Genomic DNA, 26,617 nt, shown 5'->3' with positions numbered 1-26,617 from the left:
AAAATTTATTACTACATTTAAATCCATGACCTTCCTATCCTTTTTACTCTTCACCGGTTTTGTCGCTTTCTATGCGACCTACCAACTTCGTAAGGATAAACTAAATACCAAGGACGGTTATTTTTTGGGAGGTAGGTCCTTAACAGGCATCGTAATTGCGGGCTCTTTGTTATTGACCAACATTTCTACGGAGCATTTGGTGGGTATGAACGGTTCCTCTTATAGAAATGGGGCCATAATCATCGCCTGGGAGGTAACCTCAGCACTCGCATTGGTCATTGGGGCGCTCTATTTTGCTCCTCGGTATTTGAAAATGGGACTTACGACCATCCCAGAATTTTTGGAAAAACGGTTTGACGGCCTAACTCGGACCATCGTGGCCATGCTCCTCATTATTTCTTTTGTCGCTACGTTATTGCCCATAGTTCTATACACAGGTGCGCTGAACATTGAGGCTATTTTTGATATTTCCAACCTATTGAACCTAAGTAAGTCGCAAGGTATTTGGGTGACCATTTTAATAGTGGGCACTATTGGGGCCATCTATGCCATTTTTGGGGGACTCAAGATGGTAGCATATACGGATACCATCAACGGCTTTGGTTTGTTGGTCGCTGGTCTGTTGGTTCCCATTTTGGCACTCTTGGCCATTGGCGAAGGAAATTTATTCCATGGTTTGGGTGAGGTTTTCAACAATAGCCCGGAGAAGTTCAATGTAATCAGCACGGAATCCGGAGTTGGGGAAGGGGCAAGGTCTGCCATTCTACCTTTTGAAGTACTGTTTACGGGACTGATGGTCAACCAAATCTATTTCTGGACCATGCACCAGTCGATAATTCAACGGGTGTTAGGGGCCGTTAGCTTAAAGGAAGCACAAAAAGGATTGCTTTATACGGGATTGTTAAAAATATTGGTACCGCTGATCATTGTATTGCCAGGGCTGATTGCCTTTTATTATTTTGGGGATTCGTACTATGACAATCCGGATAGCGTATATCCCATACTTGTAAAAAAAGTGATGCCCCTTTGGCTGACCGGTTTCTTTGTGGCGGTCATGATGGGCGCTATTTTGAGTACCTTCAACAGTGCCTTGAACAGTGCGGCTACCGTTTTTAGTTTGGGAATTTATAAACGTTACATTTTTAAGGAATCCAGCGACCAAAAGTTGGTAGGCATCGGGAAGTGGACCTCCTTGCTGCTGGCCGTTTTCGCAATTGGAATTGCTCCATTTGTGGCCAATGCACCTGACGGTCTGTACCAGCTCCTACAGCAACTGAACGGAATTTTCTTTATTCCCATTGCCAGCGTCATTACGGCCGGCTTTCTTTTTCCGCGGGTTTCAGCGTTTGGGGCCAAGGTGGGACTCTGTTTCGGACTTGTTTTCTATGTCCTCATGTACTTCATTTTGGAGGTGAACCTACATTTCGTTCATATTTGGGGCATTGAGTTTGTACTCAATATCGGCATTATGCATTTGGCTTCTCTGTATCGGCCTACAAAAGAACGATTTTCAATACAGGATGCCAACGTCTTGGATTTAAAACCATGGAAATATGCCAAACCTTTCAGCCTTTTTCTTGTCCTAGTAACGGTTCTTATTTATTTTTTATTGGGAAATGTCTAGAATTCAGTAATTTGTTGTATCAAATTTAATAATCTCGAAAAAAAACGGTACAACCGGTTGAGCTGTTATATCGAGTGGAGTCGAGATGCGAGATCTAATTTATAAGTGATATTATGGAAGAAAAAACATTCAGGAATTACGATGCGCCCGATGTCTCCGTGGCCGTAAAAGAACATTATAGAAAAATGCGTCAAAACCAGACCTACGATTATGTGAAGCGCATGCATAAAAAATACCTCACTTTTGATAAGCCGATGGACCTTTGGGAAGCCATGGGACACTTGAACAGTTTGATAGATGTGAGCGATCCCGATCTCGATCTTCCCAATGTACAGCACCTGATTCAGAGTGCGGAGGCCATTAGGGCGGATAATAGACCCGATTGGATGCAGCTTACCGGACTTATCCACGATCTAGGTAAGATCATGTTCATGTGGGGCAGTGATGCCGATGGGACAAGTCAGGCCGAGCAATGGGGCATGGTGGGCGATGTATTCGTTGTGGGATGCAAGTTGCCTTCTTCCTGCGTATATCCCGAATTCAATGCCTTAAACCCTGATATGACCGATGCACGTTACAATACAACTACCGGTATCTATGAAGAAGGCTGTGGGTTGGACAATCTGGAACTTGCTTGGGGACATGATGAGTACCTGTATCAGGTACTAAACAACCACAAGGAGAATTCATTACCCGACGAGGCAATGGTGATGATCAGATATCATTCTTTTTATCCGTGGCATAGTGGCGGTAGTTACAAGGAATTGACCAATGAAAAGGACAAGGAATATCTTGAGATCATCAAGGATTTCAATAAATATGATTTGTATACAAAAAGTCAAAAGATATATGATCTAGAGGATGTGCGGGAGTACTACCAGCCCATTGCCGAAAAATATTTGGGTAAAGGGCCTATTTATTGGTAATTATAATTGAAAAATTAAAAAGGGCCTCATCATTGAGGCCCTTTTTTATAGCTATGTTTCCTACTTTACCTCTCCTTTAGAGAGGTCAAAACTGCAGAGCAGTTTTGGGAGAGGCTCCTATTTCACCATTTCATAACTCCGCTTGATAAAGTTCGTTAAGTCCGCACCCTTTAAAAGGCCCTTGGAAAGTTTGGCCAAATCCAAGGATTGATTGATCAAACGCTCTTTTTTCTTGGCGGTCTTGGTATTCAGGATTTCGCCTATCAATTCATGATTGGTGTTTACGATGAGGTTGTACATCTCCGGCATATGCCCCATCCCGAACATTCCGCCTCCGGTCTGTTGCATTTCCTTCATACGGCGCAGGAATTCCGGCTCCGTGATCACGAATGGGGAAGCATCGCTATCCATGGCCTCCAATTGTATGGTATAATTGCTTTTTTCACCAAAAACAGCCTCCAAGTCAGCTTTTAGCTTTTCCTTCTCCTCATCGGATAATTTGGAGATTTGGGTATCCTCTTTTTGGATCAGCTTGTCTATATGGTCCGCATCTACCCTGGCAAAGGATATTTTCTCTTTGGTGGTTTCTAGTTTTTGCATCAGATGGCCGATAATGGGCGAATCCAACAACAATACCTCGTAACCCTTGGACTTGGCGGTCTCAATGTAACTATGCTGCGCCTCTTTATCGGAAGCATACAGAATGACCAATTTATCGTCCTTGTCCGTTTGGTTGGCCTTGATTTTCTCCTGAAGCTCCTCAAACGTATAATAAGCACCGTCTATAGTCGGGTAGAGCGCAAACTTGTCCGCTTTTTCAAAGAACTTGTCTTCGGACAACATACCGTATTCAATGACGATTTTTATATCGTTCCATTTCTTTTCAAAATCCTCACGGTTGTTCTTGAAAAGGGAATTAAGCTTATCAGCAACCTTTCTTGTAATGTAAGAGGATATTTTCTTAACGGCACCATCAGCCTGTAGATAGGACCTTGAGACATTCAAAGGAATATCCGGTGAATCGATGACACCACGCAGCATGGTCAAGAATTCCGGTACAATACCTTCCACATTGTCAGTAACGAAGACTTGGTTCTGGTACAATTGAATCTTATCTTTTTGTATGTTCAGGTCGTTCGTAAGCTTCGGAAAATATAGGATTCCCGTCAAGTTAAAGGGATAATCCACATTCAAATGAATGTGGAACAGCGGTTCCTCGAACTGCATGGGGTACAGCTCTCTATAAAAACTCTTATAATCTTCGTCCTTTAAATCCGTTGGCTGTTTGGTCCACGCCGGATTTGGATTGTTGATGATATTGTCCACTTCCTTGGTAGGGGCGGGATCGTCCTCTTTGGCACCTTCGGGTTTGGGCAAGGTCTCCGTTTTGGTCCCAAATTTAATGGGGACCGGCATAAACTTATTGTATTTTCTTAATAGCTCACGAATCCTACTGTCTTCCAAAAACTCGGTGGAATCGTCGGCTATATGAAGTACGATTTCCGTTCCGCGTTCTTTCTTATCCGATGGTTCAATGGTAAAGTTGGGTGAACCGTCGCAGGACCAATGCACTGCCGGTTCGTCCTGATAGCTTTTCGTGATGATCTCCACTTTATGGGCAACCATAAAGGCGGAATAGAACCCAAGGCCAAAGTGCCCGATAATACCGGCATCCTTGGCGGAATCCTCATACTTGTTGATGAACTCCTCGGCACCGGAAAAGGCAACCTCGTTGATGTATTTTTTAACTTCTTCCTCGGTCATACCCAGACCTTGGTCAATGACGTGAAGTTTTTTTCCTTTTTTGTCGACCTTAATTTCGATCAACGGATTGCCATACTCCACTTTTGCCTCTCCAATAGCGGTTAAATGCTTTAGTTTAAGGGTAGCATCCGTAGCATTGGATACCAATTCCCGAAGAAAGATTTCATGATCGGAATACAAAAACTTCTTTATGAGCGGAAATATATTGTCTACCGAAACATTGATTTTACCTGTAGCCATTATTTTGAATTTTTATATTAGTTGCAAACACCTTTAGACAAAAAAAATACCATACTTAAAGAAGGTGACAAACTGACACCCTGGTATAGCACAAAACTTTAACAAAACTTTTGTTTAATTATTTTTCATAAACATTAAACATTATTTAATTTTACTCGTGATTAGGAAAGAAAATGCTATGAAAAAGTTTTAATCATAATCACGTTTGATTATTTATTGGTTAGGTTGTTTGAAAACGTGCTTTCCCCCCGAAGGCACGTTTTTTAGTCTAACATCAATACATTTTTTGCTATAAATCTTTACACGCAATACTACATATTATGGCTACCAAGAATAAAAAGATTACCAAGGAAGAAATTATTTCAAAGTACATGGACTATGTTTTGGAACATGAAAAGGAGCCCAAAACGGTCTATAAATTCTGTAAGCAGCATGAAATTCCGGAAGCGGATTTCTACAAATTCTTTGCCTCCATTCCCGCTATCAAGAAGGGTATTTGGGACACCTTTTTCACCAATACGCTTGCATTGATGCAAAAGAACAATGACTATGAATCCTTTGCAAACAGGGACAAATTGTTGACGTTTTTCTACACATTTTTCGAGATGTTGACCCTCAACAGAAGTTATGCCCTCTTTACATTGAACCAAGGCGGCAACCAGCTTAAGAACATGGAGCAACTAAAGGGATTGCGTAAGAACCTGAAGGAGTTTGCCAAAGAGTTGATCGCAGATGGTAATAAGCAAAAAACGTATAAAATAACCAAGCACAATCCTTCTATTTTTTCGGAGGGGGCTTGGGTCCAATTCCTTTTTCTGTTAAGATTTTGGATGAACGATGAATCCCAAGGATTCGAAAAAACTGATTTGGCCATTGAAAAATCCGTAAATACGGTATTTGACCTTTTTGACAATACTCCATTGGACAACATCGTAGATTTTGGGAAATTTCTTTACAAGGAAACATTTGCTTAACCTAATTTCATTTAAAATTGAAGACTCTCGATAAAATCCCTACCGGAAAAATTGAACGTGCCAGCAAACTGATCAAGACCGGTGTAAAAATTGGCGGGAATTATGCCAAATATTATGGCAAGAAAATCGTAAATCCAGATTTGACTAGGGATGAACTCGACAACGATAATGCCGGGGACATCTACGACGGACTCAAAAGTCTAAAGGGTAGTGCCCTAAAAGTCGCCCAAATGTTGAGCATGGAGAAAAACCTGCTTCCCAATGCCTATGTAGAAAAATTTTCACTTTCACAGTTTTCCGTACCACCTTTATCTGCGCCACTGGTGCGAAAAACGTTTAAAAAATACCTGGATAAATATCCGGAGGAAGTATTCGATTCCTTTGAAAAGGATTCCGTCAACGCGGCGAGTATCGGGCAGGTGCACAGAGCCAAAAAGGACGGGAAGGACTTGGCAGTTAAAATACAATATCCCGGAGTGGCTCAAAGCATAAGTAGTGATTTGGCCTTGGTAAAGCCAGTGGCTTTGCGAATGTTCAACCTTCAGGGAAAGGATTCGGATAAATACTTCAAAGAGGTAGAGGATAAATTACTCGAAGAGACCAATTATCTTTTGGAAATTGCGCAAAGCAAGGAAATTACCAAGAAGTGTAGCCATATAGAAAACTTACGATTTCCCAACTATTACGAGGCACTTTCCAGCGAGCGTATCATCACAATGGATTGGATGACGGGTACCCATTTAGGGGAATTCACAAAGACCAATTTTTCTCAAGAAATGGGTAACAAATTGGGCCAGACCCTTTGGGATTTCTATATGTTTCAAATTCACGGTTTGCGCAAAGTGCATGCGGACCCACATCCAGGTAATTTTTTGGTAAATGCCAATGGGGAGTTGGTCGTCATCGATTTTGGTTGTATCAAAGAAGTGCCGGACGATTTCTATAATCCCTATTTTGAATTGGCCAAGAAGGAGAATATTTCAAACGACGCCATTTTCACTCAAAAGCTCTATGAACTCGAAATTTTGACCCCTTCCGATACCGATACCGAAATAACCTTTTTCAAGAACCTTTTTCACGAAATGTTGAGCCTCTTCACATCGCCGTTCCATGAGGAGACCTTTGACTTTGGCAGTGCCGATTTCTGGGGGAAAATTGCGGCACTTAGTGAGCAATATGCATCAGATAAACAGATACGTAAAATGAACGGAAACCGGGGTTCCAAGCACTTTTTATATATGAACCGGACCTTCTTTGGACTCTATAATCTCCTCAATGACCTAAAGGCTGAAATTCAGGTAAATCATTTTCAAAAGTATTTATAGTGTAACAAGCTTTTCCAAAATGAATGCGAAATTCGGAATTGTTGTTATATTGCACTGCCTGAACAGCAGTGAATTCGGCTAAATTTTACACTATGTACAATTCAAAAATTACAGGTCTAGGATATTATGTTCCTGAAAATGTGGTAACCAACGACGATTTATCCAAAATAATGGATACCAATGATGCTTGGATTCAGGAACGGACCGGAATCAAGGAACGAAGGCATGTCATAAAAGGCGAGGATACCACTACGACCATGGGCGTAAAAGCCGCCAAAATTGCAATTGAACGTGCCGGAATCGATAAGGACGAAATTGATTTTATTGTATTCGCCACCTTGAGTCCGGATTATTATTTTCCCGGGCCCGGAGTTTTGGTACAGCGAGATTTGGGGATAAAGACCGTTGGTGCCTTGGACATAAGAAACCAATGTTCAGGATTTGTCTATGCCCTATCAGTGGCAGATCAGTACATAAAAACCGGAATGTACAAGAATATTCTTGTTATTGGTTCAGAACTTCATTCCCACGGATTGGATATGACGACACGTGGTAGGGCTGTTTCCGTAATTTTTGGCGACGGTGCCGGTGCCGCCGTTTTGAGTAGGGCAGAAGGTCAGGATGAGGGAATACTTTCGACCCACTTGCATTCAGAAGGACAACACGCAGAAGAACTCTCACTAATTGCGCCCGGAATGGGAAAAAGATGGGTTTCTGACATAATTGCCGATAACGACCCCAACGATGAGTCTTATTTCCCCTATATGAACGGACAATTCGTATTTAAAAATGCAGTGGTGCGTTTTAGCGAAGTTATCATGGAGGGCCTTAAGAAAAATGGATTGCAACCAACGGATATAAATTTATTGGTTCCGCATCAGGCGAATCTTAGGATATCACAGTTTATCCAAAATAAATTTGGCCTTACCGATGATCAGGTGTTCAACAACATTATGCGTTACGGAAACACAACAGCTGCTTCTATACCCATCGCGATGACCGAAGCTTGGGAAGCTGGAAAGGTAAAGTCTGGAGACTTGGTGGTATTGGCCGCATTTGGAAGCGGCTTTACGTGGGGCAGTGTCATTATCAGATGGTAGATAAGCCACTTCTAACAACTTCTTGGCTTGTGTAGTTGAAGACCAAGATATTTTTCCTCGGATTAAGCTGGGAAGGCTTGTAAACACTGAATATAGAATAAAAAACCCGCAACCTAGGCCACGGGTTTTCCTCAGGATAAACCCTTGGGGGAAAACCAACCAATTCCCTATCTAAGAGTATTTCCTTATACTAATAGACTTGTAAACTGGTTTAATGTTACAGGTACTTATATAAATTAATAATCGGGTTTTTCGTAAAAATGCGAAACCCGGACAAAAGCCCGGGTTTCTTGCTGATAAGCTATACTAAACACTAACCATTAACTATAAATATATAGCAATATCAACGTCTTGAATATTTTGCTACAAATAAATGTAAACCTTCTTGTAAGAAGTATAACAATTTAAGGACTATTATTCCTTTAAAAAGTTACAGAACTTATAAAATTTAACACCCTGATAAAAATGGATACAACATTGGTATTTGGTGCATCCTTAAAACCAAACCGTTACAGTAATTTGGCAATTCATAGATTGGTCGGTCATGGAATAAAAACCGAAGCTTTCGGTTTAAAATCTGGAATTATCGGGGGAGTGCAAGTTAAAACCAAAATAGAAGATTTCCAAAATATTCATACCATAACACTCTATTTAAATCCGTACAATCAAAAGGGGTATTACGATGCTATTATCGGGTTACGCCCAAGGCGTGTCATTTTTAATCCGGGAACGGAAAACCCAGAATTCCAGAACCATTTGGAATCCAAGGGTATAGAGGCCCAAGTTGCCTGTACCTTGGTTTTGTTGGCAATCGGTCAATATTGAATTCTATCTAATTGTTTATGGTTTCTGTTTCGGGATTTTTTCTGATAAGCCAAAGACCGATGAAGGTTATAAGCCCGTTCAAGGGCAGTAGCTCATATCCAAATTCGTAGCCACCCAAATAGTGGGTCGGTATTTTTGCCAAACCGATAATTATCAATACCGAAACCAAGGCCACTACCCAGGCAAAATTGTCCCTTATTTGATGTTTGGTGAAAATCCCAAAGGCGAATAATCCCAGAAGCGGTCCGTACGTGTAAGAAGCAACCGTCAATAATCCGTCGATAACGTTTCTATCCAATACGTATTTAAAGGTAATTACCACCAAAATCAACAAGATGCTCATGCCAATATGTGTTCGCCTGCGAATTTTCCTTGCCGCTACTTCAGATTTTTTTGCCGTCCCCAGAAAATCTACACAAAAGGAGGTGGTCAATGAAGTCAGGGCACTGTCAGCACTACTATAGGCCGCAGCTATAAGGCCTAGCATAAAAGTAATGGCCACGGTAATTCCCAATCCGCTGTTCAGGGCAATTTCAGGAAAAAGTAGGTCGGTCTTTTGTTGACCGTCCATTAGAGGCATTTCAATTTGATATTTATCGGCGTAGATAAACAAAAGGGCTCCCAAGAGCATAAATAGAAAGGTCACAAAAACAAGGACAAAACTAAAGGACACCATGTTTTTTTGAGCCTCCTTCAAATTTCTACAGGTGAGATTTTTTTGCATCATGTCCTGATCCAATCCGGTCATACAAATAGTCACGAACATCCCCCCGATAAAGGATTTTAGAAAGTGGTTTTTGGCAAAGAGATCATCCAAGACAAAGGTCTGGCTGTATTTGGCAAGTTCTTCGGATTGTAGAAAATCCCCTAAACTCCATTCTAGTTTGTTTAGGATAAAGTAGATGGAAAGCCCAACGGAAACCAACATGAACAAGGTCTGCAAGGTATCCGTCCAAACGATGGTTTTTATACCCCCTTTAAAAGTATAGATCCAGATCAATAGGATGGAAAGAGTAACCGTGATTTCAAACGGCACGTTCCATGCGTCGAATACGAATTGCTGCAAAACGATGGCGACCAGAAAGAGTCGAAAGGCGGCACCCAAAACTCGGGATACAAAAAAGGAAATCGCCCCAACTTTATAACTTACAAAACCGAACCGGCTATCCAGATATTCGTAAATGGAGGTCAAATTTTGCCTGTAGTAGATGGGAAGCAGCACATATGCCGTTACAAAGTACCCCACCAAATAACCAAAAACCACTTGTAGGTAACTGAATTTGGATGCGTCCACCCACCCTGGAACGGATATAAAGGTAACCCCCGATAACGAAGCGCCCACCATTCCAAATGCAACCAAATACCAAGGGGATTGCTTTCCTGCCTTGAAGAAATCCTCATTGGAATCGTTCTTTCCCGTAAAGTAGGAAATAAGGAGTAGTAATGCAAAATAGCTTCCTATAAGAAGCAGAATATGGGATGCAGTCATGGGAATTTATTTGTGGTCAAAGTACAAAAAGTAAAAATAGTGCGTAATTTTACCGGAAACTCAAAGCAATGGATTTTTCTTCCAAATTACTGGAAAATGCCGTCTATGAAATGTCACAATTGCCTGGAATTGGTAAGCGAACTGCGCTACGATTGGTGTTGCACTTGCTAAAGCAGCCGGAGCGCCAGACAGAAAATCTATCCAATGCTTTGACGAAATTGAGAACTATGGTGCAGTTCTGTAAGAAGTGCCATAACATTAGTGATACGGCACTTTGTGAAATTTGTTCCAATCCAAAAAGGGATGCCTCCCTAGTCTGTGTGGTAGAAGATATAAGGGATGTAATGGCCATTGAAAATACTGGCCAGTATAGGGGATTGTATCATGTGTTGGGCGGTAAGATTTCACCCATAGAAGGCATGGGCCCCCAGGATTTGACCATATCCTCTTTGATAAATAAGGTGAAAGAAGGGGAAGTACAAGAGTTGATTCTTGCGTTGAGCTCTACTATGGAAGGGGACACTACCAATTTCTATATCTTTAAACAACTGGAAGGTACAGGGGTCAAAACCTCTACCATTGCCCGAGGGATTGCCGTAGGGGACGAGTTGGAATATGCTGATGAGGTTACCTTGGGGCGAAGTATTTTAAATAGGATTCCGTTTGAAGGAAGTTTTAGTAACAAGTAATCCACTTAAATCTGATATAAATTCAGTAAAGGGTGTTGTATTTTATTATTTTTGCAAAAACAGTATAAAAAATAGACCTTAGATTATTGATATGTCAAAATTCGAATTGAAATTGCCAAGAATGGGTGAAAGTGTTGCCGAGGCTACATTGACCTCTTGGTTAAAGGAAGTAGGCGAAAAGGTTGAAATGGATGAGGCCATCTTTGAAATAGCAACGGATAAAGTGGATAGTGAGGTTCCCAGTGAGGTGGATGGTGTGCTTATCGAAAAAAGATTTGAAGTTGATGATATTGTCAAAGTAGGGCAGGTAGTCGCTATAATCGAAATTGCAGGGGAAGCAGACGGATTAGTTGAAGATACGGACAATACGGAGGAAACGTCAGATGAGAAACTGGCCTCCGTGGCCGAAGAGGCCGTTGTGAAGGCCCGCGAAACGGTTGGGAGTCCCGTTCCCGACTATACTTCTTCAGAGCGATTTTATTCACCGCTGGTAAAGAACATTGCCAAAGAGGAAGGGGTTTCCCTTACCGAACTGGAGGCCATATCCGGTACCGGGAAAGAGGGAAGGGTAACAAAGAATGACATCTTGGATTATATTTCGGGAAGAAGCAATGGGGCCCAGGTCGCGACCCAACCCAAGAAAACTCCCGAAGCCCCCCAGCCCGTCCAAACCAAAAAGGAAGAGGTATCGGCACCACCAAAAATTGTGGAAAAGGAGGAATCACAGATAAAAGTTGGGGCAGGCGACGAGATTATTCCCATGTCAAGAATGGGCAAATTGATTGCCAAGCATATGTCTGACAGCGTCTCCAATTCGGCGCACGTTCAAAGTTTTATAGAGGTAGACGTAACAAATATCGTAAACTGGAGAAACAAGGTGAAGGATGCCTTTGAAAAGCAGGAAGGTGAAAAACTGACCTTTACGCCTATTTTCATGGAAGCCGTAGCCAAGGCCTTGAAGAAATACCCCATGATGAATATTTCAGTGGATGGGGACAATGTGATTAAAAAGAAAAACATCAATATAGGGATGGCGGCCGCCCTGCCGGATGGCAACTTGATAGTGCCCGTAATCAAAAATGCGGACCAATTAAACCTTGTAGGTATGGCCAGGGTAGTCAATGATTTGGCGGAGCGGTCTAGAAAAAATGCCTTAAAACCGGATGAGGTGCAGGACGGTACCTATACCGTGACCAATGTAGGTACCTTTGGAAGTGTTTTTGGGACGCCCATAATCAATCAGCCGCAAGTAGGAATCATGGCCCTGGGTGCAATACGAAAGATTCCTTCAGTAATAGAAACGAAGGAAGGTGATTTCATTGGCGTAAGAAGTAAGATGTTTTTGTCTCACAGCTATGATCATAGGGTGGTAAACGGAGCTTTGGGCAGTATGTTCGCCAAGGCAGTTGCGGATTACCTCGAGGCTTGGGACGTAGACAGGGAAATCTGAAAGTAATTAGTATTTTAAATAAAATGTTAGGATTAACACAAAACTAACATCTTTTTCATTCATTAGATTTTAGCTTTGTGTCTTACCAAGCCCACAAATGTTAAGACCATTATCCTTATTTTTCAAACATCATTTTGAAATCCTAGTTTATTTATTTATTTATTTTCTGATTCCATTTTCTACAATTGCTCAAGAAATCAAGAAGGAAGAGACTCAAATGAGGCTTTTCATTGATTGTAATTGTGATAGAAACTATGTAAGGCAGGAAATTCCATTCGTTGACCATGTCAGGGATCAATCCTTGGCAAACGTACAATTGTTTATCTATGATGTTGGCAACGGAAGCGGAGGGCGGACTTATTTATTGGATTTTAAAGGAGCACAAAACTATACCGAAATTCAAGGTGAGATTTCTTATGAAACCACTCCCAATATGACCCCGGATGAGATAAGGAAAGGTTTGGTAGCCAAAATAAAACTGGGTTTGCTTAAATATCTTCTAGAATCTGATTTGGCCTATGAAATTACATATTCCATAAATAGCAAGGGTAACAGTACAATAGAGCAGATGAGTGTTGAAGATCCATGGAACAATTGGATTTTTGAAATTTATGGTGAAGCTGAGCTCTCTAAGGAGTCCAGTAGGAATGAGTTCGAATATGAAGTCGGATTTGAGAGTGATAGGGTAACTGAAAAATGGAGAATTCGTGCGGATTTGGAACTAAACCAGGCCACGAGCAAGTTTGAGCAGAATAATGAAACGTTCACTAGTGATAGGCTTCGTTATTCTGCAGATGGTAGTATAGTTAGAAGCTTGACAGATCACTGGTCGGCGGGTATTTTCGCAGGTGCACGTCACAATACTTTTACGAATCAAAATCTTTTTACTTATATACGCCCGGCAATAGAGTATAATATTTTTCCTTATCGTGAGGTTTTACAACGGGAACTGGTTTTCGCATATCGTATCGGCTACTTTTACAATAACTATATTGATACAACTATTTTTGAGAAAGATAGCGAAGGTGTATTAGACCACTCTTTGGATGTTCAACTTAGATATCGTCAACCATGGGGTAATATTTTCACAAGATTAAGGGGTTCGACTTTCATAAAGGATTTTAATAAAAATAGAATTCAATTATTTTCAAGACTTTCCGTTCGTATATTCAAAGGTCTAGGTGTCACCTTTTCTGGTAATTTTGAAGTAATCCGTGATCAAATCAATTTGCCTGCAGGCGATGCTTCCATTGAGGATGTTTTACTACAACAAAAACAGATTGCTACGGATTTTGAACTTGGTTTTAGGGTGGGAATAAGCTATACTTTCGGTTCTGCGTTCAATAATATTATCAACAATAGACTATAAATTTTATAAAAAAGAGGTGACGGGCATTCTAGGGCCTAACTCTTAAAACCTATATTTGCCATAAATTGGAATTCATGGAGCTAAAGCTTACCAGACCTATTTGTTTTTTTGATTTGGAAACTACCGGAACCAATGTGGCCAAGGATCGGATCGTGGAGATATCCATACTGAAGGTTTTTCCCAATGGCAATAAGGAAAGCAGGACCTGGTTGGTAAATCCGGAAATGGAAATTCCTGAAGATGTAGTAGCCATCCATGGCATTTCAAACGAAAAGGTGGCCAATGAACCTACATTTAAACAATTGTCCAAGGATATTCATCGCATGATAAAGGACAGTGATCTGGCCGGTTTTAATTCCGATAGATTCGATATTCCCTTATTGGCAGAGGAGCTTTTGAGGGCCGATATCGATTTTGATATGAAGAACACCGTTTCGGTAGATGTGCAGACTATATTCCACAAAAAGGAGAAAAGGACCTTGGAGGCAGCTTATAAGTTCTATTGCGATAAGGACCTTACCGATGCCCATAGTGCGGAGGCCGATACAACCGCAACCTATGAAGTATTGCTTTCCCAACTGGAGCGTTACCCAGATCTTGAAAACAACATTAAAAAGCTTTCTGAATTCTCCAAAAGGAAGCAGTTCGTGGACTTTGCCGGTTTTATTGCGTTGGACGAGGAAGGCGATGAAATTTTTTCCTTTGGAAAGCATAAGGGAAGAAAAGTCCATGATGTGCTCGATAAGGAGCCAGGATATTTCGGGTGGATTCTAAATGCCGATTTTCCCCTGTACACCAAAAAGATTCTTACCCAGATAAAGTTGAGCAAACTCAACAATAAGCTTAGTTAGTAGAATAATTATGAAGATAATCTGTATCGGTAGAAATTACACCGAGCACATCGAGGAACTCAAAAACGAAAAACCTACGGAGCCCGTCATTTTTATTAAACCGGATTCCGCAGTACTTCCCAAAGAGCAGGACTTTTATATACCGGAATTTTCAGACGATGTACATTACGAAGTGGAGGTGTTGGTCAAGATAAAGCGCGTAGGGAAACATATCAAGGAGGAATTCGCGGGAACCTATTACGATGAAATAGGTTTAGGAATCGATTTTACCGCAAGGGACCTACAGTCAAAATTGAAGGATAAAGGCTTGCCCTGGGAAAAGGCCAAAGGTTTTGATGGTGCTGCCGTCATTGGTGAATGGATGCCAAAATCCAACTTTAAGGACCTGAACAACCTAAATTTTAGTTTGTTGAAGAACGGGGAGGCCGTTCAAAAGGGAAATACCTCGCTGATGTTGTGGAAAATAGACGAAATAATATCCTATGTGTCCACGTTCTTTATGCTGAAAAAGGGAGATGTTATTTTCACGGGAACACCTGCCGGAGTTGGCAAAGTAAGTGCAAATGACTACCTTACAGGTTACTTGGAAGAAGCGGAACTTTTTAACGTCAAAATAAGATAATGATATATAGTTTGGACAAGATCAACGAGATGGCAGATGGGGACCAGGAATTTATACTATCCGTCATTTCTGTTTTTTTGGACGAGGTCCCCGAGGATTTGGAGGGACTTGAAGCCGCTATACAGGAGCGGGATTATGAAAGGACCTACCAACTGGCCCATAAGATAAAGCCCAATGTGGATTTGTTGGGTATGGAGCAGACTAGGGCCGCAGCTCTGGAAGTGGAGACCCTAGCGAAACAAAGTGCTCCATGGGAAGCTATTGAAAAAACCTTTCCTATTCTTAAAACCGATATCCATCAGGTCATCGGGGAGTTAAAAAACGACTTTGAGCTCTAATGTTCGCTGATATCATTACCATTGGCGATGAAATACTCATTGGTCAGATTATTGATACCAATTCGGCGTTCATTGCCAAGGAACTCAATAAAATTGGTATTTCCGTATACCAGATTACTTCGGTTCAGGATGATCGCGAACACATACTACAGGCTTTGGTGGAATCCAAGGCCCATGCGGACATCGTCATCGTTACCGGGGGGTTGGGCCCTACCAAAGACGATATCACCAAGCATACCTTCTGTGAATTTTTCAATGACGAACTTGTAGAGGACAAAAAGGTTCTGGCACATGTTGAAAACCTGTTCGCCAAGTATATTTCCAATACCCCAATTTCAGATTTGAACAGAAAGCAGGCCTGGGTTCCCAGCAAGGCAAAAGTTTTGCACAATGAAAACGGAACGGCTCCCGGCATGTGGTTCTATGAGGATGGGACTACCTTTATTTCGCTGCCAGGGGTTCCTTTTGAGATGAAACACCTCATAAAGGAAGTAGTGGTTCCAGAGTTGGTCAGGTTCTACGATAGACCGCATATCATCCATAAAACCATTCATACCTACGGAATGGGAGAGAGCGCCATTGCCCAAATAATAGAGGAATGGGAAAATAACCTTCCAAATTTCGTCAAATTGGCCTACTTGCCCAGTTTGGGTAAGGTACGGTTGCGGCTTACCGCCAAAGGGACGGACTATTCAATCCTTTCAAGTGCCATAGAATTGGAATCACAGAAACTATTTCCATTGATAGGAGATATCATTCTAGGCTCTGAAGAGGACGAGGAGCTGGAAGAGACAATTTCTAAACTGTTGATCGAGAAAGGATTGACTTTGTCCACTGCCGAAAGTTTTACAGGAGGGACCATCGCCAGTCATCTTACGGCCATACCGGGAGCTTCGGCCTATTTTAAAGGGAGCGTGGTCAGTTATGCCACGGAGACAAAAGTGAACGTATTAGGCGTACCCCAAGCATTGGTGGATACCTATTCCGTCGTGAGCGAGCAAGTGGCCATGGCCATGGCGCAAGGCGTTAAAAAGTTGTTGGATACTGATTTTGCTATTGCAACTACGGGCAATGCCGGTCCCACAAAAGGTGACTCAGATGCCAATGTTGGAACAGTCTACATTGGTATTGCATCGCCCACCCATGTTTTTGCCCTTAAATTCACCATGGGAAGCCAACGGGAAAGGATAGTGCAAAAGTCTGTAAACAAAGCACTTGAGTTGCTTCAAAAAGAAATTATAAAAATGTGAGTTGTATTGTTGGCTGAAAGATAAAAATGATATAAATTTGCACCCTGTTTAAAAGAAAAAATTCGGCATAATGTCAAAAGTTTGTGAAATTACGGGAAAGAAGGCGATGGTAGGTAATAATGTTTCCTTCTCCATCAATAAGACGAAAAGAAGGTTTGATGTAAATCTTTCCAAAAAAAGATTTTACATTCCGGAGGAAGACCGATGGGTTACTTTGAAAGTTTCCGCAAGAGCGGTAAAACTTATCAACAAGAAAGGTATCTCTGCCGTTTTGAAGGATGCAAAAGCTAATGGGTTGGTAAAGTAACCTATAATTATAGAGTATAATGGCAAAGAAAGGTAATAGAATACAGGTAATTTTAGAGTGCACCGAGCACAAGGAGTCCGGAAAACCTGGAACTTCTAGATATGTTACTACAAAAAACAAAAAAAATACTCCTGAGAGATTAGAGATTAAAAAATTCAATCCTATCTTGAAGCGTATGACAGTTCATAAAGAAATTAAATAAGTAGGCCATGGCAAAGAAGACGGTAGCAAGTTTACAGACAAGTTCAAAAAGATTGACAAAAGCCATTAAAATGGTTAAGTCACCAAAAAGTGGTGCCTACGTTTTTGTTGAATCGGTTATGGCCCCTGAAATGGTCAATGAGTGGTTGGATAAAAAATAACCAACTTTTGAAAAGTTTTAAAAGCCCCTTTCCCTACGAAAGGGGCTTTTTAATTTTTATATTTGATAATCTATTGCATACAAGATGAGCTTATTTAAAAAGATTTTTTCTTCCGAAAAGAAGGAAACCTTGGACAAGGGACTGGAAAAGACAAAAACCAGTTTCTTTACCAAATTAGGAAAGGCCGTTGCAGGTAAATCCAGGGTAGATGATGACGTATTGGACAATCTTGAGGAAGTGTTGGTGACTTCGGATGTGGGGGTAAATACAACCTTAAAAATTATTGAACGAATCGAGGCCCGGGTCGCCAAGGATAAATACATGGGCACTGATGAACTTAATACGATTTTAAGGGAGGAAATTGCCGGATTGCTTTCTGAGACACATTCCGGTGAGGACTCTGAAGTTCATATTCCATCGGATAAAAAACCTTATGTGATCATGGTCGTGGGCGTCAATGGGGTTGGTAAGACCACTACCATTGGAAAATTGGCCTATCAATTTAAAAAACAGGGACTTAAGGTAGTGTTGGGTGCGGCAGATACATTCAGGGCGGCCGCTATAGACCAATTGCAGGTTTGGGCCGATCGCGTAGAGGTACCCATTGTAAAACAACAAATGGGAAGTGACCCCGCATCGGTCGCTTTTGACACCCTTAGCTCTGCCGTAAAGCAGGATGCGGACGTCGTCATCATCGATACGGCAGGAAGGTTGCACAACAAGGTCAATTTGATGAACGAACTTAGCAAGGTAAAAAGGGTCATGCAAAAAGTGGTGGAGAATACCCCGCATGAAGTACTCTTGGTATTGGACGGTTCCACCGGCCAAAATGCGTTTGAGCAGGCCAAGCAATTTACAAAAGCTACCGAAGTAACTTCTTTGGCCGTCACAAAATTGGATGGTACGGCAAAAGGAGGTGTCGTCATTGGTATTTCGGACCAATTTAAGATTCCCGTAAAATATATTGGGGTAGGAGAGGGCATGGAAGATCTTCAGGTTTTCAACAAATATGAATTTGTGGACTCCTTTTTTAATATCAATAATTGAAAGTAGTAGGGTTATTTGTTCTTATATCGCTATGGACCACGATTACTTGGTCACAGATGCCACACCCTAAAGCAAGTCCATTTACCAAAACAGAACAGGTAGTGGGCCTCTCAAAGATTTCTTTGGAATACTCCAGACCGGCTGCCAGAAATAGAAAAGTCTTTGGTATTCAGGCGGATGGAATACCAGCTTTGGTTCCCTTTGGTCGAATTTGGCGCGTGGGTGCCAATGAATCCACAAAAATAAGTTTTGATTCCGATGTCAAAATAGAAGGTAAACACTTGTCCAAAGGAACCTATGCGCTTTATATCTTCCCCTATGAAGACCAATGGGAAATCGTTTTCCATAAAAACACCTCACATTGGGGGGACGGAAGGGATAATTATAATCCGGAGGAAGATGCATTGAGGGTTTCTGTTATTCCCCTTAAAACCTTGGCTTTTCAGGAAAATCTATTGCTATATTTTGATGAACTTCAGCATGACGCTGCCCAATTGATAATTCACTGGGCCAGCACAAAAGTTCAAGTTTCCATTTCCTTTGATACCATGTCCATGATGGAAAAGCAAATTCAGCAGAAGTTACAGGACAATCCATCTGCCCAAACCTATTATGAGATTGCCCGCTATTACCAGGAGCAAGGAATACGCCTTTTTGATGCTTTAACCTATTTGGAAAAGGCCTTGCAAATGCATGGGGAAACCTATTATTTTTATAGGGTAAAGGCCCTGGTTGAAGGTGATTTGGGCGATTATGCGGCCGCCATTGAATCCACCAAAAAATCAATTCAATTAGCCGAAAAGGAAAATAAGGATGAATTTGTGCGGCTCAATGAGAAGGATATCAAGGTCTGGCAAGAAGAACTGAAGAATAATTGAAAAGTAATGTTATGAAGAAATTAAGTATGCTCTTTGTTATTGGACTTCTCTTATCGTGTAAAAATGAGTCGGTACAGAAGGATATAGTACTGTGGGAGCCCTACAATGATTCCGCCGAAGTGGCTGCAAATGCGGACCATGGGATATCCAGAATGCGCTACAAACTCATCCAATCCAAAGTGCTGGACAAGAACGATGTTTTTCTACCCCTATATCATGAGGTTTCCAAAATGACGGAAACCGAGTATGGGGCCTTGAAGCCTTTGATATTGGAGCAGGATATTTTCAGTATCCAGAAACACATTGATGCCAATGCCCTGTCTTACGAAAAGCTGGTGTTGTTCTATCTCTATCGGATTTATAAATACGAGTTGAACAATGAAACAACCCTGAACACGGTAATTGCACTGAATAAAGAGGTTGTGGCGGAAGCTCGAAAATTGGACGAACAAAAGAAAAAGGGGACTCTCCCCGTAGTTCGACATCCTATTTTCGGGATGCCCATCCTGTTAAAGGACAACATCAATACGACCGGGATGAAAACCACTGCGGGCAGTATCGCGCTGATGGATAATGAGGTAGCTGATTCGTTTATAGTTCAACGTTTAAAGGAAAACGGTGCCTTGATTTTAGGGAAAGTAAATCTCAGTGAATGGGCCTATTTCCTGTGTAGCGGCTGTCCCGTGGGGTATAGTGCCGTGGGTGGGCAGACCTTGAACCCGTATGGAAGAAGGATATTTGAAACAGGTGGTTCCAGCTCGGGAAGTGGTACTTCGGTGGCCGCAAATTATGCGGTTGCAGCCGTAGGAACGGAAACTTCGGGCTCTATCCTCTCGCCAAGCAGTCAAAATTCGGTCGTCGGTTTAAAACCTACGATCGGACTTTTAAGCAGATCCGGAATTGTTCCTATCTCAAGTACCTTGGATACCCCGGGTCCCATGACCAAAAATGTAGTCGATAATTGGATATTGTTATCGGCCATGTTGGGATTTGATACATCGGATACAAAATCTGTCAGAGAAGAATTTCCCGGGATACTTTCGGCCGGTCTACAGCCGGAAGATTTTTCCGTTATGCGTCTTGGCGCCATGGTACCTTTGATGGAACGGGACAGCATTTATAAGGAAACTATTGAAGCGTTAAAATCGGCTGGGGCCCATATTGTTGAATTTACGCCGCCTGAGGTGGATATGGATGGTTTTTTGAGCATTCTTAACATTGACATGCGTAATGACTTACCTGAATACTTAAAGGCGTATTCGAACCCTGAATCTGTAAAAATATCTTCCGTTGCCGATGCAGTTGTTTTTAACAATACCGATTCCCTGACCCGAATTCCCTACGGTCAGGAGCTGTTTGAGGGTATTTTGGCCGACTCCACCACGGCGGAAGGTTTGGAGGAAATTAAGGCCAAATTGGAAAATAGTGGACGGACTTTTTTTGACATGGCGATGGATGCACATAATCTTGATGCTATTTTATCCATCAACAATTACCACGCGGGATATGCGGCCGTGGCAAAATACCCGGCCTTGACCATACCCATGGGGTATAAATCAAGTGGGGAACCCATTGGCCTTACCTTTATTGGTAAGCCTTTCTCAGAGGCACATTTGCTGCGGATTGGAAAAGCTTTTGAAACATCGTTTCCAAAAAGGAAAATGCCCAAGGATTATCAATAAACAGGCGTTTTATGAACCTCAGGATTTTTATACTACTTTTTCTAATTCAAGTCGGCATCATGAATGGACAGAAACGAATACGGGATTACGGAATCTATATCGGGGTCTTGAAAACCGGAAAATTCAATGCCATTACGGATGTTGAAGGAGTTTCAGTGGGGCACGAAACCCTGGTGGAAGGTGAAAATATAAGGACCGGAGTTACGGCCATTCTACCCCATTCCGGGAGCATCTTCCAATCAAAGGTTCCCGCGGCGATTTACATTGGCAATGGTTTTGGAAAATTGGCAGGCTATACTCAGGTAAAGGAATTGGGGACTATTGAAACCCCGATCATCTTGACCAATACGTTGAGCGTTCCTACAGCCTCCGAGACCTTGATTTCCTATACCTTGGATTTACCCGGCAATGAAGACGTGCGCTCCGTAAATTCGGTAGTAGGGGAAACAAATGACGGTTGGCTGAACGACATTCGAGGCAGACATGTACAACGGGAACACGTAATGAGTGCCATAAGAAACGCATCTTCCGGCCCGGTTAAGGAGGGAAATGTGGGTGCCGGCACAGGAACGATTTGTTTTGGATATAAAGGCGGAATTGGGACTTCTTCAAGGGTACTTCCAAAATCCTTGGGCGGATTCACCGTTGGGGTTTTGGTGCAAACGAATTTTGGCGGCGTGTTGGAAATCAATGGCGCACCTGTTGGGAAGGAACTGAATACATATCCATATCGGGACAAAATTATGAACGATGCCGATGGTTCCTGTATGATTGTCATTATGACCGATGCCCCACTCGACGCCAGAAACCTGGAGCGTTTGGCCAAAAGAGGTATGATGGGATTGGCGAAAACCGGTGGTATCGCCTCCAATGGAAGTGGGGATTATGTCATGGCGGTTTCCACCAATGAGGCTGTGAGGATAGCCCATACCAGTAATCGTAGGTTTAATACCATGGAATTGTTGCGAAACGATGAAATGTCACCCTTGTTTTTGGCCGCCATCGAGGCAACGGAAGAAGCCATACTGAATTCCTTATTTTTGGCCAGTACCATGACCGGAAGGGACGGACATCAAATAGAAGCCTTGCCGTTGGGTGAGGTGTTGCCAATACTTAAGAAGTATCGGAAAATTGAGTAATAGGAAAAGTTGCCATTCAATTTTTTCACGGACTTTGGGTACATCTAAAATCCGAAGAAATAGTTGGTTAAAGCCCATTTTTAACATTCCAAATCGTACTTTTGCACCCGCCTTGTAAAAAAGGGATAAAGTAAGATAGGTCATGCGGACAAAGACGCTAAAGAAGCATAAAATCAATGTAGTAACTTTGGGATGTAGCAAAAATGTCTACGATTCTGAGGTACTTATGGGCCAATTACGTGCCAATGACAAAGAAGTGGTACACGAGGAGGAAGGCAATGTGGTGGTCATTAATACCTGCGGATTCATCGCCAATGCCAAACAGGAAAGCGTAAATACCATTTTGGAATACGTCCAAAAAAAGGAAGAAGGCTTGGTAGACAAGGTTTTTGTGACCGGATGCTTGAGCGAACGTTACAAGCCAGATTTACAGGAGGAAATACCCAATGTGGACGAATACTTTGGAACCAGTGAACTTCCCAATCTTTTAAAGGCTTTGGGGGCGGACTATAAGCACGAGCTTATTGGCGAACGTTTGACCACAACGCCTAAAAATTATGCTTATTTAAAAATTGCGGAAGGGTGCGATAGGCCCTGTTCCTTTTGTGCCATACCCCTAATGCGCGGCAAACATAAAAGCAAACCGATCGAGGAACTCGTCACGGAAGCGGAAAAACTTGCCAGTAAAGGCGTAAAGGAATTGATTCTTATAGCCCAGGACCTTACCTATTATGGGTTAGACCTCTACAAGAAAAGAAACCTGGCAGAACTATTGCGGCAGTTGGTCAAGGTTGAAGGTATTGAATGGATACGGTTACACTATGCCTTTCCAACGGGATTTCCCATGGATGTTCTGGAGGTGATGCGAGAGGAACCCAAGATCTGCAACTATTTGGATATTCCGTTGCAGCATATTTCCGATAGCATCCTTAAAAGTATGCGCAGGGGAACTACCAAGGAAAAAACCACACAATTACTAAAGGATTTTAGGGAAGCGGTACCCGAAATGGCCATCCGTACTACGTTGATCGTTGGGTATCCAGGCGAGACGGAAGCCGATTTTGAAACCCTAAAGTCATGGGTCGAGGAAATGAGGTTCGAGCGGTTGGGCTGTTTTACCTATAGCCATGAGGAAAATACCCATGCCTACAATTTGGTGGATGATGTTCCCGAAGAAGTGAAGCAGGAACGTGCCAATACAATTATGGAGATACAGTCCCAAATCTCGTGGGAATTGAACCAGGAAAAAATAGGACGGACCTTCCGATGCATTATCGACAGAAAGGAAGGCAACTATTTTGTGGGCAGGACCGAGTTCGATTCACCGGATGTGGATAACGAAGTCTTGGTAGATGCTACTAAACACTATCTAAAACAAGGTGAATTCGTAGACCTTAAAATAACCGATGCGGCCGATTTTGATCTGTACGGGGAGCTCGCTTGACAATAGAAAATAGATATTGACATATTTTAATTTATTTCCATTCCCTGTTTCTTCGAGCGCAATCGAGAGGTTAACTGGTAAGAAGTATATTATTTCTCGAAATACAGATAAATATAAATCGCCGCCCCAAAACTAACGGCATCCGTGGAGGTCAACTTCCAACCGTCTTTTGAATAGGCATCCAGTTTTTCCTGGATTTCCTTTTGGGAGGATTTTACGATGTGTTTCGTATCCAGTGTAATTTTGCTGTAATAGATGAGGGTCTCTACCTTATAATCGGCCATAACAGTATTGATTTTAGACTAATTGACCATAAAGAGGGCATTGGCGAAAAATAATTTACCGTTTTCCCAAAAACCTCGGAACAGCGGGTTGTCTATCATGTAGATTACATGACCCCTTCCCATTCGTTCCGTTCCAAAAATCAGGGTTTCGGCAATTTTCTTCTTGGCCTCGCTACCTGCAAAACCGGAAACTGGTACGTTCTGGCCTTCGGCTAGATACACGGCGTTTCCACCATCCAGATACTCGTATGAGCGATCACCAAGCTTTAGTGTGAAATAAGGTTCCTCATATCCATAGGCCAAAGGGTTCGTCGTATCGACCGTAGTCTTAAAAATAGCGCCCGAAATGGTGGATTTGATATACTCCCGCTCCGAAGTGTCGAATGCCTGAAGGTTCACGGTACTGTCCCGTTGGTATTCCTTTTCCTTGACCCCAAATCCTTTTTGTTTTGCCAGTCCGTCCACAGCACCGCCCATGGCAATCAATTTTCCACCGTTGCTTACCCAGTCCTTGATTTTTTGGGCCACTTTCTCGGTAATAAAGCTATAGTACCCCCAGCCGTCGGGTAAAATGAGTATGTCATATTTAGATATGTCCACCCGGTTAAAATAGCTTTCGTCCAATACGGTAATGGGATAATTGAGCTGTTGCTCAAAAAAGTGCCAGATTTCTCCAAACCGAAGGGTGGATGTTGGCTCACCGGACAAAACGGCAATTTTTAGTTCTTGTAGCACTTCAACATAACTTGATCCAAAATCCTTTCCAGTTTCCACAAATCCTGTATTGGCGGGGGTTAGACTTTTTGCAAATTTTTTGGAGGCTCGGTCTAGTATTTGTGTAAAATCCGGAACATTCTTATTATCGGCACTTATTATGATCAAACTTCCACGGTCATAATTTACTCCATCCAAACTAAAGGGTTTTTGGGCATATCGTACCCGTATTTTATGGTTTAGAAGTTCCGCCAGGAATTTCGCATCCTTCATACTGTTCCAATCCGCTAGATACCCATAGCTATTGGTATCGCTTATTCCATAGGTGCTGTTGGATGGTTGGTAGGCAGTTTTCTGAACATTGCCTTCCGTAGCAAGGGCATCCAGACCATATGCATAGGGCAAGGACCACGCGGTAATGTCATAGGTTACGGAGTCGCTCAATTTTGCGTTGGGCTCGAACAGGACCTTGGCCAAGGTTCCCCTGGTCTGGTCCGTTGAAACTATTAGGCTGTTTTCCGATGCCCTAAGGGTGCCGGATTTAGAGGTGGCATAATGGAATCCCTTGTAGCTTGAATTGGTCCCTTTATCGTATTTTATTTGGTGATGATCTAATAAATTGGTCAGTGCTTCCAGCTTATCCGGATTTCCATTGAGAATAAAATTCTGATGGGTAAAATTCTTTTGGCTATAAAACTTTCTGAATTCCGTGTTCAACTTTTCCACATTTTTGCTGGCTACCTCCACAGTCGATAGTCCGGTAGTGTGGTGATGTGCAATACGGTCCTTGAGCGTAAGTGTGTCGCCAATTCGATTGATGATTCCCAGACCGGCCCTGCCGCTTCCGCCTTGTTCATAGGTCATTCCAATACCGCCATTGTAGGTTGGGTACGTATCTCCATAACTAGGGTAGAGGAGGTCAAACCTTTCTTTGGTGAAATAGAACCACCCGTTGGCATCAAAATACTTGGCGTGGTTTTTCCCTATGGTTTCCTGAAAATCGCGTTGGAAATCGGTAATGACCTCATGATAGGGTTCCGCTGCCGGGGCAAAGTAATAGGGATTGTCCACGCCCTGTTCGTGAAAATCGACATGTACGTGGGGCAGCCATTTATTGTACTGTTTTAATCGATGCCGACTCTCCACTTGGGTAAGCCAGGCCCAATCACGGTTGAGGTCGAACATATAGTGATTGCTTCGGCCACTCCACCAACCTTCATGGTGTTCCTTACTGTTTGGGTCCACATTGAAGGGCGAATTTTTATATTGGTTGTACCAGTTTACGTATCGGTCCCTACCATCTGGATTGATACACGGGTCCATGATGATCACAAGGTCTTCCAGATAATCCTTCTTACTGGTCAATAGTTCATAAATGGTCTGCATAGAGGCCTCCGTACTTACACTTTCGTTCCCATGAACATTGTAACTTAACCAGACAATGGCCTTGTTGGGTGATGCTTCCCCATGAATATTGTTCAGGTGCGCTTTCCTGATTTCCTCTAAATTCTTCATATTGGGTTCCGTAGAAATGTAGGCCAATAGTAAGGGCCTTCTTTCGTTGGTCTCACCATACTGCATCAATTGCATCCGCTTGGGTTCCTGTTGGGCCAGATATTGATAATAGTCCACAACTTGATGGTGCCTGGTGAATTGGGTGCCCAATTCATAACCTAAAAATTCCGAGGGTGATTTCAGCTGGCCAATTAACGCCAAGGGCAAGATAAAGAGAAGAGCGTGTACTAATTTTTTCATATAGTATTTCTAAAGTGTCCAAAAGTCTCAAAGCTACCAAATTATTGATAATTTTTATCATGTGAAATGGGGTTTTCGACGATTATATGGGCTATTCCAAGCCTTTAAATTTAGGTCAATAGTTAGATTTTTAAACATTTCTTTTTGTAGAGTTATTTAACTTACCATT

General features: G+C 42.2%; 25 protein-coding genes. 21 read left to right on the top strand and 4 right to left on the bottom strand.

Features of this window, described 5'->3' with window-relative positions; translation table 11 throughout:
• Positions 1-25: 25 nt before the first annotated feature.
• Positions 26-1,624 (top strand): solute:sodium symporter family transporter, encoded by a 1,599-nt coding sequence (locus tag FEK29_RS15035; RefSeq protein WP_138259254.1) that lies wholly within the window; start codon positions 26-28, stop codon positions 1,622-1,624.
• 113 nt (positions 1,625-1,737) lie between these two features.
• Complete coding sequence (locus FEK29_RS15030; protein WP_138259253.1) at positions 1,738-2,550, top strand: inositol oxygenase family protein; 813 nt, start codon at positions 1,738-1,740, stop codon at positions 2,548-2,550.
• Between the two features lie 117 nt (positions 2,551-2,667).
• On the opposite strand, the gene htpG is transcribed toward FEK29_RS15030, so the two are convergent.
• Complete coding sequence (htpG, locus tag FEK29_RS15025) at positions 2,668-4,554, bottom strand: molecular chaperone HtpG (protein ID WP_138259252.1); 1,887 nt, start codon at positions 4,552-4,554, stop codon at positions 2,668-2,670.
• A gap of 320 nt (positions 4,555-4,874) precedes the next feature.
• On the opposite strand from htpG, the gene FEK29_RS15020 reads away from it, so the two are divergent.
• The 4 genes from FEK29_RS15020 to FEK29_RS15005 all read left to right on the top strand — a co-directional run bounded on the left by FEK29_RS15020 (position 4,875) and on the right by FEK29_RS15005 (position 8,778).
• On the top strand, positions 4,875-5,528 hold the full coding sequence (locus tag FEK29_RS15020) for a TetR family transcriptional regulator C-terminal domain-containing protein (protein WP_138259251.1): 654 nt from the start codon (positions 4,875-4,877) through the stop codon (positions 5,526-5,528).
• Between the two features lie 17 nt (positions 5,529-5,545).
• Positions 5,546-6,853, top strand: a complete 1,308-nt coding sequence (locus FEK29_RS15015; RefSeq protein WP_138259250.1) for an ABC1 kinase family protein — start codon at positions 5,546-5,548, stop codon at positions 6,851-6,853.
• A gap of 92 nt (positions 6,854-6,945) precedes the next feature.
• Entirely contained in the window at positions 6,946-7,953 is a 1,008-nt protein-coding gene (locus tag FEK29_RS15010; RefSeq protein ID WP_138259249.1) for a 3-oxoacyl-ACP synthase III family protein, read from the top strand.
• Positions 7,954-8,418: 465 nt separating this feature from the next.
• Positions 8,419-8,778, top strand: coding sequence for a CoA-binding protein (locus tag FEK29_RS15005; protein ID WP_138259248.1), 360 nt, complete (start codon positions 8,419-8,421; stop codon positions 8,776-8,778).
• Positions 8,779-8,785: 7 nt separating this feature from the next.
• Here FEK29_RS15005 and FEK29_RS15000 read toward each other — a convergent pair whose 3' ends face one another.
• The gene (locus FEK29_RS15000; protein ID WP_138259247.1) at positions 8,786-10,267 is read right to left on the bottom strand and encodes a sodium:solute symporter; all 1,482 of its coding nucleotides are present in this window, start codon (positions 10,265-10,267) and stop codon (positions 8,786-8,788) included.
• A 68-nt stretch (positions 10,268-10,335) separates the two neighbouring features.
• Here FEK29_RS15000 and recR point away from each other — a divergent pair, with 68 nt between their 5' ends.
• From recR to rimO, 15 genes are all read left to right on the top strand, one after another.
• Positions 10,336-10,956 (top strand): recombination mediator RecR, encoded by a 621-nt coding sequence (gene recR / locus FEK29_RS14995; protein ID WP_138259246.1) that lies wholly within the window; start codon positions 10,336-10,338, stop codon positions 10,954-10,956.
• A 91-nt stretch (positions 10,957-11,047) separates the two neighbouring features.
• Positions 11,048-12,406 (top strand): dihydrolipoamide acetyltransferase family protein, encoded by a 1,359-nt coding sequence (locus FEK29_RS14990; protein WP_138259245.1) that lies wholly within the window; start codon positions 11,048-11,050, stop codon positions 12,404-12,406.
• A gap of 217 nt (positions 12,407-12,623) precedes the next feature.
• Positions 12,624-13,775: a hypothetical protein gene (locus FEK29_RS14985; RefSeq protein WP_161595366.1), complete on the top strand. Its 1,152-nt coding sequence runs from the start codon at positions 12,624-12,626 to the stop codon at positions 13,773-13,775.
• Between the two features lie 74 nt (positions 13,776-13,849).
• Positions 13,850-14,626, top strand: a complete 777-nt coding sequence (locus tag FEK29_RS14980; protein WP_138259243.1) for a 3'-5' exonuclease — start codon at positions 13,850-13,852, stop codon at positions 14,624-14,626.
• Between the two features lie 10 nt (positions 14,627-14,636).
• The gene (locus tag FEK29_RS14975; RefSeq protein ID WP_138259242.1) at positions 14,637-15,248 is read left to right on the top strand and encodes a fumarylacetoacetate hydrolase family protein; all 612 of its coding nucleotides are present in this window, start codon (positions 14,637-14,639) and stop codon (positions 15,246-15,248) included.
• Positions 15,248-15,586, top strand: coding sequence for an Hpt domain-containing protein (locus FEK29_RS14970; RefSeq protein ID WP_138259241.1), 339 nt, complete (start codon positions 15,248-15,250; stop codon positions 15,584-15,586). The genes FEK29_RS14975 and FEK29_RS14970 overlap by 1 nt, the downstream gene beginning before the upstream one ends.
• Positions 15,586-16,836, top strand: a complete 1,251-nt coding sequence (locus tag FEK29_RS14965) for a competence/damage-inducible protein A (protein WP_138259240.1) — start codon at positions 15,586-15,588, stop codon at positions 16,834-16,836. The genes FEK29_RS14970 and FEK29_RS14965 overlap by 1 nt, the downstream gene beginning before the upstream one ends.
• A gap of 70 nt (positions 16,837-16,906) precedes the next feature.
• Positions 16,907-17,143 carry a 50S ribosomal protein L28 gene (rpmB, locus tag FEK29_RS14960; protein WP_138259239.1) on the top strand — a complete coding sequence of 79 codons (237 nt, stop codon included), beginning with the start codon at positions 16,907-16,909 and terminating at the stop codon, positions 17,141-17,143.
• 19 nt (positions 17,144-17,162) lie between these two features.
• Positions 17,163-17,345, top strand: a complete 183-nt coding sequence (rpmG, locus tag FEK29_RS14955; protein WP_125224006.1) for a 50S ribosomal protein L33 — start codon at positions 17,163-17,165, stop codon at positions 17,343-17,345.
• A 7-nt stretch (positions 17,346-17,352) separates the two neighbouring features.
• Positions 17,353-17,505, top strand: a complete 153-nt coding sequence (locus FEK29_RS14950; protein ID WP_125224007.1) for a DUF4295 domain-containing protein — start codon at positions 17,353-17,355, stop codon at positions 17,503-17,505.
• An 84-nt stretch (positions 17,506-17,589) separates the two neighbouring features.
• Complete coding sequence (gene ftsY, locus FEK29_RS14945) at positions 17,590-18,552, top strand: signal recognition particle-docking protein FtsY (protein ID WP_138259238.1); 963 nt, start codon at positions 17,590-17,592, stop codon at positions 18,550-18,552.
• Complete coding sequence (locus FEK29_RS14940; RefSeq protein ID WP_240042765.1) at positions 18,549-19,430, top strand: DUF2911 domain-containing protein; 882 nt, start codon at positions 18,549-18,551, stop codon at positions 19,428-19,430. The genes ftsY and FEK29_RS14940 overlap by 4 nt, the downstream gene beginning before the upstream one ends.
• 11 nt (positions 19,431-19,441) lie before the next feature.
• Positions 19,442-21,112 carry an amidase family protein gene (locus FEK29_RS14935; protein ID WP_138259237.1) on the top strand — a complete coding sequence of 557 codons (1,671 nt, stop codon included), beginning with the start codon at positions 19,442-19,444 and terminating at the stop codon, positions 21,110-21,112.
• Positions 21,113-21,123: 11 nt separating this feature from the next.
• A complete protein-coding gene (locus FEK29_RS14930) occupies positions 21,124-22,251 on the top strand; it encodes a DmpA family aminopeptidase (protein ID WP_205123423.1) in 1,128 nt (375 codons plus the stop codon).
• 142 nt (positions 22,252-22,393) lie between these two features.
• Positions 22,394-23,695 (top strand): 30S ribosomal protein S12 methylthiotransferase RimO, encoded by a 1,302-nt coding sequence (gene rimO, locus FEK29_RS14925; protein ID WP_138259236.1) that lies wholly within the window; start codon positions 22,394-22,396, stop codon positions 23,693-23,695.
• 89 nt (positions 23,696-23,784) lie between these two features.
• Here the strand turns inward: rimO and FEK29_RS14920 are convergent, their stop codons facing one another.
• Together FEK29_RS14920 and FEK29_RS14915 are read right to left on the bottom strand one after the other, a co-directional pair.
• The gene (locus tag FEK29_RS14920) at positions 23,785-23,979 is read right to left on the bottom strand and encodes a DUF4177 domain-containing protein (protein WP_138259235.1); all 195 of its coding nucleotides are present in this window, start codon (positions 23,977-23,979) and stop codon (positions 23,785-23,787) included.
• Positions 23,980-23,997: 18 nt separating this feature from the next.
• Positions 23,998-26,448 (bottom strand): M14 family metallopeptidase, encoded by a 2,451-nt coding sequence (locus FEK29_RS14915; protein ID WP_138259234.1) that lies wholly within the window; start codon positions 26,446-26,448, stop codon positions 23,998-24,000.
• Positions 26,449-26,617: the final 169 nt, after the last annotated feature.

This window comes from Maribacter aurantiacus, assembly GCF_005780245.1.
Taxonomy (GTDB): Bacteria; Bacteroidota; Bacteroidia; order Flavobacteriales; family Flavobacteriaceae; genus Maribacter; species Maribacter flavus.
Note: the sequence above shows the minus strand (reverse complement) of the source record. Positions and strands in the feature narration are given on the sequence as shown.